Source organism: Microcoleus sp. N3A4 (assembly GCF_036701805.1).
Lineage (GTDB): Bacteria > Cyanobacteriota > Cyanobacteriia > Cyanobacteriales > Microcoleaceae > Microcoleus.
Genome location: NZ_JAUBRJ010000005.1, coordinates 136,987 through 147,967, shown reverse-complemented (window position 1 = coordinate 147,967; position 10,981 = coordinate 136,987). Strand labels below are relative to the sequence as shown.

Annotated in this window: 3 protein-coding genes; all 3 read left to right on the top strand. The window is 43.6% G+C overall.

Translation table 11 applies throughout. The annotated features are described in order from the left end of the window. The first annotated feature begins 9 nt into the window (after positions 1 to 9). The gene (locus QUA56_RS04920; RefSeq protein WP_333354004.1) at positions 10 to 1,230 is read left to right on the top strand and encodes a hybrid sensor histidine kinase/response regulator; all 1,221 of its coding nucleotides are present in this window, start codon (positions 10 to 12) and stop codon (positions 1,228 to 1,230) included. A 555-nt stretch (positions 1,231 to 1,785) separates the two neighbouring features. Further along, on the top strand, positions 1,786 to 6,807 hold the full coding sequence (locus QUA56_RS04915) for a PAS domain S-box protein (protein ID WP_333354001.1): 5,022 nt from the start codon (positions 1,786 to 1,788) through the stop codon (positions 6,805 to 6,807). 502 nt (positions 6,808 to 7,309) lie between these two features. Continuing rightward, complete coding sequence (locus QUA56_RS04910) at positions 7,310 to 10,600, top strand: PAS domain S-box protein (RefSeq protein WP_333353999.1); 3,291 nt, start codon at positions 7,310 to 7,312, stop codon at positions 10,598 to 10,600. Positions 10,601 to 10,981: the final 381 nt, after the last annotated feature.

Below are 10,981 nucleotides of genomic sequence, written 5' to 3'. Positions count from 1 at the left end.
AAAAATTGAATGTTTCCCTTGAATATGAACGATAAGAATTCCGAAAGAAGCATCATACTAATTGTCGATGACAACCAAACAAATCTCGACGTACTTTTTGAATTGTTAAGGAATTACGGGTTTAAAGTATTAGTGGCTCTAGACGGCGAAAGTGCGATCGAGCAAATTGAATACATCCATCCAGACTTGATTCTTTTGGATATCATGATGCCGGGAATTGACGGTTTTGAAACTTGCCTGCGTTTGAAATCAGACCCCTCAACCCAAGACATTCCCATTATATTCATGAGCGCCCTTTCCGAGACGCTTGATAAAGTAAAAGGCTTTCAGACAGGAGCCGTTGACTACATCACTAAGCCTTTCCAGCACGAAGAAGTGTTGAGCCGCATTCAAACTCACTTGACAATCTGCAGCTTGCAAAAAAAACTCGAAGAAAAAAACCTCGAACTTGCCCACCTCAACCAAAACCTGGAAAGACTTGTCGAACAAAAAACCAAGCAATTAATCGACCAGCAAAAAACAGCCATCATCGGACGTTTGACCCAAGGAATGGTTCACAACCTCAAAAGTCCGCTGCAAGTGATCCAGACTAGCGTCGATTTGATTGAAACAAAAGCCACAAAAATTCAAGAAGACTCTCTGTTTAATTATACTAAGTATATTTTTCAAGCAGTCACAAAAATCAATCAGATCATGGATACTCTGATGATGAAAAGCAGAAATGAGCAAAAGCAAGATTTGCACCCTGTGAATATCAACGATTTAGTGCAGCGAGAAATTCAGCTATTGGAAGGGAACCTTTATTTTAAAAATAAAATTAGAAAAAAATATTTTTATGACGAACACATTGGCAGCATTCCATTAATTTATTCCTATATCTCTCAAGTTTTTTATAATTTAATCAATAATGCAATGGATGCTATGTGGGAAAAGAAAAGCAGGGAACTAACTATCGTGACTCGGCAAGACGACTCGAACATATACATGGATATTGCAGATACGGGATGCGGCATATCATCTGAAGATTTGTCAAAACTTTTTGACCCTTTTTACACCTCAAAGCCGCCTAAAGGCGAGGAAAAAACCGAAGGCGAACCGACAGGAACTGGCCTCGGACTTTATACTTGTATTGAACTTTTAAAACCTTTTAACGGTGAGATTGCTATTAGCAGTAATGTCGGCAAAGGCAGCGTGTTTACAGTTGTGCTGCCCAAACAGCAGAAAACTTGAGCGGCTCAACTGAGTAAAATTGTGTCCGGTTAGACAACCGCAATTAAGTTCGTAACTAAGTTCGCAGTCAGGAATGCAAGTCTTTGTTCCTCCAGAAATAGAAGACTTGCATTCCTGACTGCAAATCGGTTACTCAACCCTAATTACTCTAGGTTTTTAGTAAGGACTAAAGTCCTGATTCCTCCGCGCTCTTTTGCGTGGCCCCTTGCTATTTCCCTGCCAAAGGTTGTAAATTAAAACAGAGTTGAGTTGCAATATTGGTAAGAGTCTGATAATTTTGGGCCGCTAGGTTTGGGGCGAGGCTGACAACTTGCAGCAAACAACTCAATTCTACAAATAAATCTGGGGGGTCTGCAAGCACCCAGCACACTCTAAAGCCTGCGGTTCAAGTTCCCCAATAATCAGCTAGGTAGCTGCATTGGCTGCTGATTTTTTTTATTAATAAAAAATAGCAAAAGGATACCAGTAAAAAAATGCCACTTTACGCAACAGCCAAACCGCGATAGTCATCAGTCATTCCAAATCTAAAATCTAAAATCTAACATCTAAAATGGTATGACATCTGTTTTTGAGCCAACTTTAACGCCTGCTTGCTTGAAAGTTCTTTTAGTAGAAGACTCTGCAGAAGATGCAGAATTCATTCAAGAACTGCTGTCCGATCGCCGACTGGGACAATCAATTGAGACGACTAAGGTAGTTAGCCTTCAGGAAGCGAGAGAAATTTTAAGCTGCGAGATTTTTGATGTAATTTTATTAGACTTTTCACTTCCAAACAACCCAAAATTTAATACTCTTTTCCGGCTGCAAGATTGCGGTATAAATATTCCGATCGTCATTCTGACAGCCACCGATGACGAAGAAATGGCCATCGAGTTAATTGCCGCCGGCGCCCAAGATTATCTGGTGAAAAGACAAGTAGACAGTCGGCTGCTGGTGCGGACGCTCCGGTGCGCGATCGCCCGCCAGAAACGGCAAGCAAAATGGCCAAAAAGTCAAAAAAAATACCCGCAGGTTGTCAACAATATTAAAGCAGTAGTTTTTGAAACAAATACTGCTGGTAATTGGACTTTTCTCAATCCGGGTTGGACGGAAATTACCGGATTTACAGTTGATGAAAGCTTAGGAACTTCCTGTTTGAGTTACATTCATTGTAACGACCACTATCAATATTTAAATTTGTTTAGACGCCTGAGCGAACATCAAGAAACATCCTGCTGTTATCAAATTCGATATGTTACCAAAGATGGCGAAATTCGCTGGATGGAAGTGCAGGAAGATTTGATTTTTCGCTGGAACGGTGAGCCGCATGGGACGACAGGAACTATCAACGATATTACGGAGAAAGTTTTAGCCAGAGAGGAACTGGAAGCTAGTAAAAAATTTTTGAATTATACGATCGATGCAGTTGCCGATCCAATTTTTGTCAAGGACGAACAGCACCGATGGATACTGTTAAATGATGCTTTTTGCAAGCTGAGCGGCAAGCAGCACGAGGAACTGCTGGGTAAATCGGATTACGACTTTTTCCCAAAACAAGAAGCTGAGATTTTTTGGCAGAATGACCAACAAGTGTTTAGGACGGGAGAAGAAAACAAGAGCGAGGAAATATTTACGGACGCCACCGGTGCAAAGCACATTCTGTCTACTAAAAAAACGGTCTTTGAAAATACCGACGGCCGTAAAATTCTCGTGGGTATAATTAGAGATATGACTCTGGATAGGCGCAAACAATTAGCCCTGCAAGAAAGCGAAGCTAGACTGCGGCAACTTGCTGCCAATTTGCCGGGAATAATTTATCAATTTCGGATCTCAACCGACGGTAAAAAATCTTTTCCTTACATTTCTTCTGGCAGTCGCGATTTATATGAATTGGAACCAGAAAACATTCAGCAGAATCCCGAACTTATTTTTAGGTGTATTCATCCAGACGACCGCCGAAAAATTGAAGAATCCCTGGCTGTTTCTGCGGCAAATATGCAGCCCTGGCAGCAGGAATGGCGCGCGATTGTACCGTCGGGAAAACATAAGTGGATGCAAGGGGTTGCGAGACCGGAACGAGTTGATTGTCCTACTGAAATAGGGCAGGAAGGGGATATAGTTTGGGAAGGTATGGTGCTGGATATTACTAATTTAAAACAGGCAGAAGCAGCTTTGCGGGAGAGCGAAGCAAAATATCGATCGCTCGTTGAGAATATCCCCGCTGCTATCTGCCGCAGCTTGTACGATGCTGATTGGACGATGGTATTTATTAGCGATGAAATTCAGGCAATTAGCGGCTATCCTGCTGAAGATTTTATTCACAACAACCGCTTGAGTTTTGCTAGCATTATCCATGAGGCTGACAAGGAAATGGTCGATCGACAAGTCAGGGCAGCGGTAGAGTCGAAACAGCCGTACAATCTAGAATACCGGATTGTTGGCGCTGACGGCGCGGTGCGGTGGATGTCGGAAAGAGGTAGACCGAATTACAATCTAGAAGGGGTAGTTTTGTGGCTCGACAAAGCGATTTTTGACATTACCGATCGCAAACGCGCCGAACTGACTCTGTGCCTGGTAAATCAAGCTGTAGACAGCGCTAGCGATGCGATCGCGATCGCAGATTTGGACGGTCATTCCATTTATCACAATCAAGCATTTATTCAGCGCTACGGCTATACAGTTGAGGAACTAAATAATGCCGGTGGCCCAGCAGTAATGTACGCCAAATCTCAATATTTGAGAAAGTTATTTAGGATGCTGCGGCAAGGTTTTTCCTGGGACACTGAAATTGAAATCAAAACTAAAACTGGCGAAATTATAGAAACTATATTGCGAGCTGAGTGCATTAAAAATAGCGCAAATAAACCAATAGGAATGATGGCGATAATTGCCGATGTCACAGAACTAAAACGCGCAGAATCGGCATTAAAACTCAGTCAAGAGCGATTGCAGTTGGCTGTTTCAGGCAGCTCTTTGGGGCTGTGGGATTGGAATATAGCTACTGGCGAAACTTATTTCGACTTTCATTGGAAATCAATGCTAGGGTACGCAGAAACCGAAATTGAAAACAACCTCAAAGCTTGGGAAAGTTTGGTGCATCCAGAAGACCGAGTGAAGGTAATGGAATGTTTAAATTCCTATTTGGATGGTGAGACTGATATCTATGAATTTGAATTTCGGATGCTCAACAAAGCGGGCAATTGGCAGTGGATTATGGCGATGGGCAAGGTAGTCGAGTACGACGAATGGGGTGCGCCGTTGCGGATAACAGGCACTCACAAAGATATCAGCGCCCGCGTTGCAGCAGAAGCGGAAAAAACTCAGTCGATCGCATCTCTGCAACAACTTGCCGACCAGTTGCAAGAAGCGCAAAAAATAGCCCGCATCGGCAATTGGGAGTTCGATATGGAGGCAGGAATTATTACTTGGTCGGAAGAACTGTTTCGAGTTTACGGTCGAGAATTGAATCGGCCGCCGACAATGGAAGAACTTTTAGAGCAAATTCATCCCGATGACAAAGAAAAGTTTACACAAGTTGTGCAAAAGGCAGTGACTGAAGGCACAGCTTACGACATCGACCACCGCATCTGTTTTTCATCAGGAGAAATCAGGCACATTAACGGTAAAGGACAAGCTGTTAAAAATGAATTTGGTCAGGTGGTACGGCTGTTTGGCGCGGCAATGGACATTACCAATCGCAAACAAGCAGAAATTGCTTTGCAAGAAAGCGAACAGCGATTTCGAGCTGTATTTGAACAAGCGGCGATCGGCATTGTTAAAGTGTGGCCAGACGGTCAATTTTTGAATGCCAATCAAGGTTTTTGCAATATTGTCGGCTACTCAGAATTGGAACTAAAAGCGCGAAATATTCGGGATATTTCTCACTCGGAAGATGTAGCAGCAGATGTCGAGTCGGGCGACAGGCTGTTAGCTGGAGAAATTTTGAATTATTCAATTGAGAAATGCTTTGTTCGCAAATCCGGTTCATTTGTTTGGACTAATATGACTGTATCTTTAGTGCGGGATGGGTTTGGGGAACCGAGCTATGTAATTGCTGTGATTGAAGATATTAGCGCTCGCAAACTTGCCGAGGCTATCTTGCGCCAGCAATTAAAGCGAGAACGCCTGGTGGTAGCGATGCTGGAACGCATTCGCTCTTCTCTCAATTTAGAAGAAATTTTGACAAAAGCTGTTGCTGAAGTACGGCATTTTTTGCAAACCGATCGAACAATTATTTATCGCTTTAATCCCGATCGGAGCGGTTTTGTAACTGTCGAGTCTGCGGGCAAAAATTGGCTGTCGATTCAGGGGATAACTATTAACGATTCCTGCTTTGAAGACAGCTATGCTTCTGCTTACAAACAAGGTCGCGCTGTAGCTGTGGATGATATTTATAAAGCCGGTCTTTCCGAGTGCTCGATTAATTTATTAAGTCAATTTCAGGTGCGAGCTAATTTGGTAGTGCCGATTTTGCAAGGCGAGAAGTTGTGGGGGCTATTGATTGCCCACGAGTGCGCGGGCCGCCGTCACTGGCTGGAAATTGAGGTCGAGTGTCTCAAACAAATTAGCGTGCAGTTGGCGATCGCGATCCAGCAATCGACGCTGTTTGAGCAAGCACAAACTGAAATTGCCGATCGCAAACAAGCCGAGTCAGCTTTGCAGGCATCGGAAGCGCGAGAACGCTCAAAAGCTCTAGAGTTAGAAGCAGCTATTAACAAACTCAGAACCACTCAAACTCAGCTCGTTCAAAATGAAAAAATGGTGAGTTTGGGTCAGTTAGTTGCTGGTGTCGCTCACGAAATTAATAACCCCGTCAGCTTTATTCACGGGAATCTCAGTCCGGCTCGCGCTTACACTTTAGATTTGCTGGAATTGATTAAAGTTTACCAACATTACTGTCCTGATGCTCCGGCCAAAGTGTTCGATAAAATTGATGAAATAGACTTGGATTATATTGCTGAGGATTGCCCGAAATTGTTTAATTCGATGCAAGTAGGAACCGAGCGAATTATCGAGATCGTAAAATCCTTGCGAAACTTTTCCCGCTTGGACGAGTCTGCTGGGAAATCGGTCAACATTCACGAGGGAATTGACAGCACTTTGATGATTTTGCAAAATCGGTTGAAATCTCACAGCAGCCGTCCGGGGATTCAGGTAGTTAAAGATTACCAGCTATTGCCGCAAGTTGAATGTTTTCCGGGCCAGTTGAATCAGGTGTTTATGAATATTTTGATTAATGCGATCGATGCTTTGGAAGAACGGGACAAGCAGCGTCCGATCGAGGAGTGCGATCGACATCCCAGCACGATCGCTATTCGCAGTTATCAGGCTGCTGCGGGCTTCGTAGCGGTATCTATTGCCGACAACGGCGGGGGGATACCGGAGCCGGTGCGATCGAGGCTGTTTGACCCGTTTTTCACGACTAAACCAGTGGGCAAGGGGACGGGTTTGGGACTGTCGATTTCTCACTCGATTATAGTCGATCGGCACTGCGGACGATTGAGCTGTATTTCGACACCCGGAGAGGGAGCGGAGTTTTTGATTGAAATTCCTGTGCGCTCCAATTTAACTGGTACGAACTCAAATTTGGGTGGATAATACCATTTTCGATTTTCGATTGTCGATTGTCGATTGTCGATTCGGAATGACTGATAACTATCATGGTTTGGAGCGCGGGCCTACAGTTGCATTATTTTTTTTCAACTGGTATAAATTAGGATTTGGTAATAGGTAATTGGGAATCGGTAATCAGTAATGGGTAATTGGCAAAAAAGTTCTGAACAATCTATCTCCTCTAGCCTGTGCACCGCGCACCAGATAAAATTCCTGAATTTTCATCAATATTCATTTGCGTTTAATGTACTCAGCGCGCACTCTAAATTGAGCCATTGCGAACAAGTCTTGTGGCGCTTGCACGAGTCTATTTATGTGCGCCCTGCTACGTTTAGTGTGCGCGAGTTATGTGACGCTTGCACAAATCAAGCTCACCTTGATATATTAGTTTTGAAAATAGTTTTAAAAAGCTGAGATTGTTTGATAGTTGAACGCGGCATATTATAACAATAAAAATATCAACTGTCAACTTACAATTTGTAAATTTATGACCGGTTCTACAAGTGAAACTCAACGACCAAAACAAGCGCCGATCGCCACTTTCTCGGGTGCGAGCGAAAATTGCTGGCGCGACTGGGCCGATCGCATCCCAGTAATGCTGTGGATCGCAGATGCAGAGAGCGGTTGCAATTACTTTAATTTCCAGTGGACAGAATTTACTGGGCTGACTGAAGAACAAATTTCTGCTCGGGGTTGGACGACAAACATTCACCCTGACGATTTAGATTATTGCGAGCAAATATATGTGAATGCTTGGAATTTAAACTCTAATTTTAAGCGAGAATATCGACTAAAAAGAGCTGACGGGGAGTATCGGTGGATCGAGGAGACAGCAGTTCCTAAATTGACGCCTGCAGGTGCATTTCAAGGGTTTATCGGCACGGCGATAGATATCAGCGATCGCAAAACAGCCGAAATCGCCCTGCAACAAGCACATAAAATTGTAGAAGCGAACTTAAATCGGTTTGACTTAGCAGTCAGCGCCTCTTTTGACGGCATTTGGGATGCGCCGATTGTTTCCGAAGACGTGTTTAACCCGCAAAATCCGGTGTATTGGTCGCCCCGATTTAAAGAATTGCTCGGTTATGAAATCAGCGAGTTTGAAAATGTTTTAGGCGGCTGGATAGCGCGAACTCATCCAGAAGATGTCGATCTGGTATTTGCAGCAATATCCGCTCACTTAGAACAAAGAATCCCTTTCAAAGATATAGAATATCGGATGCAAAAAAAAAGTGGCGAATACATTTGGGTAGCCGCTCGCGGACAAGCAATTTGGGACGAGAGTGGCGCGCCGCTGAGATTTGCCGGTTCTATTAGAGACATTAGCGATCGCAAAAAAGTACAAGAACAACTCCGCTCTCAAGAACAATTTTTGCGGAGTATTTATGACGGTATTGACCAAATAATTTTTGCGATCGATGCAGACACTGACGGCGAATTTCGCTATGCAGGTTTGAACCCTCTAGGCAAGCGAATTCTGGGGATCGGGGACGATAGCGAGTGGTGCGGCAAAACTCCCGAAGCTGTATTTGGCGAGGAAGTCGGAACCATGCTGCGGCAAACTTATATCAGTTGCGCGCGATCGCAAAATTCAGTTACTTCCGAACAATGCTTGCAGTTCCAAGGAGCGGATACTTGGTGGCTAGTTACCCTAACTCCGCTGCGGGACGAAGCAGGCAGAATCTATCGAATTATCGGCAACTCCAAAGAAGTTACAGATCGCAAAAAAGCCGCCGACGAACTATTAGAATATCAGAGAAAACTCGAAGAAACTCAAAAAGTTGCTCATATCGGTAACTGGGAATTCGACCTCATTACTAGCCAAATTACTTGGTCGGATGAATTAAAAAGAATTTACGATCTAGAACTAAATATGCCAACACCAACTTATCCAGAACTTGTGGAGCAAATTCATCCCAACGATAGAGAACGCTTTCAAAAAACCATAGAGGAAGCGATCGCGGCCCGCCAACCCTACGAAATTGACTACCGCATTTACAGTTCCAAGGGAGAAATGAGATATCTGATCGGTTGGGGGCAAGTCTTGCAAAACCAGCAAGGCGAAGTGGTAAAATTATTCGGAGCTGCGATCGATATTACCGATCGCAAACAAGCAGAATTGGAACTGCAAGTCAGCCAAAAACGCCTCCGCGCCGTTGTCAACAATGCACCCATAGTTTTATACTGCATTGACCGCTACGGGATATTTACCCTTTATGAAGGAAAAGGCTTAGGGCCTTTAGGACTTAAGCCCGGACAAGTAGTTGGCTTATCAGTGTACGAATTCTACAAAGATTATCCCGAAATTATCGAAAATATTAATTTTATCTTAGCAGGCGAGGAAAGAATTTGGTCTTCTGAACTCAAAGGTCACATTCATGAAAATCGCGGGACACCAATATTAGATGAAAAAGGACAAGTTGCAGGATTAATTGCTGTTTCCATTGACATCACAGAGAGGGCGCGGGTTGAAGAAGCTCTGAGACAAAGCGAAGCAAAGCTGCGCCTAATTCTCGAAAATATGCCAGTAATGCTGAGCGCTGTCGATGCCGATCGCAATATCATAGTCTGGAACCGAGAATCCGAACAAGTGCTGGGTTACAGCACCGCAGAACTTGTCGGCAACCAGCAAGCAATACAATGGCTCATACCTGATGTTAACTACCGTCAAAAAGTCTTTAGAAAAGTTGTAGAGTTCGGTCACAGTTTTCGAGATTTAGAAGTAGAAATTCAGGCGGCTGACGGCAGCGTCAAAACAATTGCTTGGTCTAATGTTTCTGCTGATTTTTCCGTTCCAGGCTGGGATTTTTGGGGAATCGGTGTCGATGTTACTGAGCGAACAGCAGCAGAATTTGCCCTGCGAGAATCGGAAGCGCAACTCAGAGAAAAAGCAGCGCAATTAGAAATAGCTTATCACGCGCTCACCCATACCCAAGCGCAGCTCGTGCAAAGCGAAAAAATGTCTTCTTTGGGTCAATTAGTTGCTGGAGTTGCTCACGAAATTAACAATCCTGTCAGTTTTATCTTTGGCAATATCAGCTATGCCAAAGATTACACAAATGATTTGTTAAGGCTGCTCGAACTTTACCGCGCAGCGTACCCAGAACCCACCGCAGAAATTCAGGTAGAACTTGAGGAAATTGATTTAGAGTTTATCCAAGAAGATTTGCCGAACCTGCTGGATTCAATGGCAGTTGGAGCGCATCGCATTCAGGAAATTGTCAAGTCTTTGCGGACTTTTTCGCGTTTGGACGAAGCAGATTTTAAGGCGGTGAATTTGCACGAAGGGATTGACAGCACTTTGATGATTATCGCTCACCGTTTGAAGGAGCAAGGAGATAAACTCGCTATTTCGATAATTAAAGAGTACGGCAATTTACCGCAAGTTGAATGTTACTCCGGTCAATTGAATCAGGTGTTTATGAATTTGTTGATTAATGCGATCGATGCTGTGGAAGAAAGGGAAAAAAGTTTCCAACCTGCCGGGGGAAGCTCGTCAGTTCCTACAATTAAGATTCGCACGGAAGTTATCGAGGGGGAGCGAGTGAAAATTGCGATCGCCGACAGCGGTACCGGCATTCCCGAGTCCATGCAGCAGCGCTTGTTCGACCCGTTTTTTACCACGAAACCCGTCGGCAAAGGGACGGGATTGGGATTGGCTATTAGTTACGAAATTGTAGTTAAAAAACATCAAGGAAAATTGCTGTGCAATTCAGAATTAGGAATTGGTACGGAGTTTGCGATCGAAATACCGATCCGCCAACCGCACGCAGAATAAAAGTTGTGATATCAATTCCGGTTACACCGTCCGTGACTGTTGACTGTTGACTGTTGACTGTTGACTGTTAACTGTTGACTGTTGACTGTTGACTGTTGACTGTTGACTGTTAACTGTTGACTGTTGACTGTTGACTGTTAACTGTTGACTGTTAAAAATCTAAAATCTAAAATCTAAAATCTAAAATCGGTTGACTGTTGACTGTTAAAAATCTAAAATCTAAAATCTAAAATCTAAAATCGGTTGACTGTTGACTCGATTTTATGATTCCGATGCAACCGGAAACGATATGATATAGCAGATTTTATATCAAAATTGAGGAAGATTCTGATACCATTTCTAAAAAATAATGCAACTGTAGGCTCGCGCTCCAAACCGTGA

Coding starts and splice junctions, on each gene's coding strand:
- QUA56_RS04920 (WP_333354004.1), top strand. CDS start 10: ATGTTTCCCTTGAATATGAACGATAAGAATTCCGAAAGAAGCATCATA.
- QUA56_RS04915 (WP_333354001.1), top strand. CDS start 1,786: ATGACATCTGTTTTTGAGCCAACTTTAACGCCTGCTTGCTTGAAAGTT.
- QUA56_RS04910 (WP_333353999.1), top strand. CDS start 7,310: ATGACCGGTTCTACAAGTGAAACTCAACGACCAAAACAAGCGCCGATC.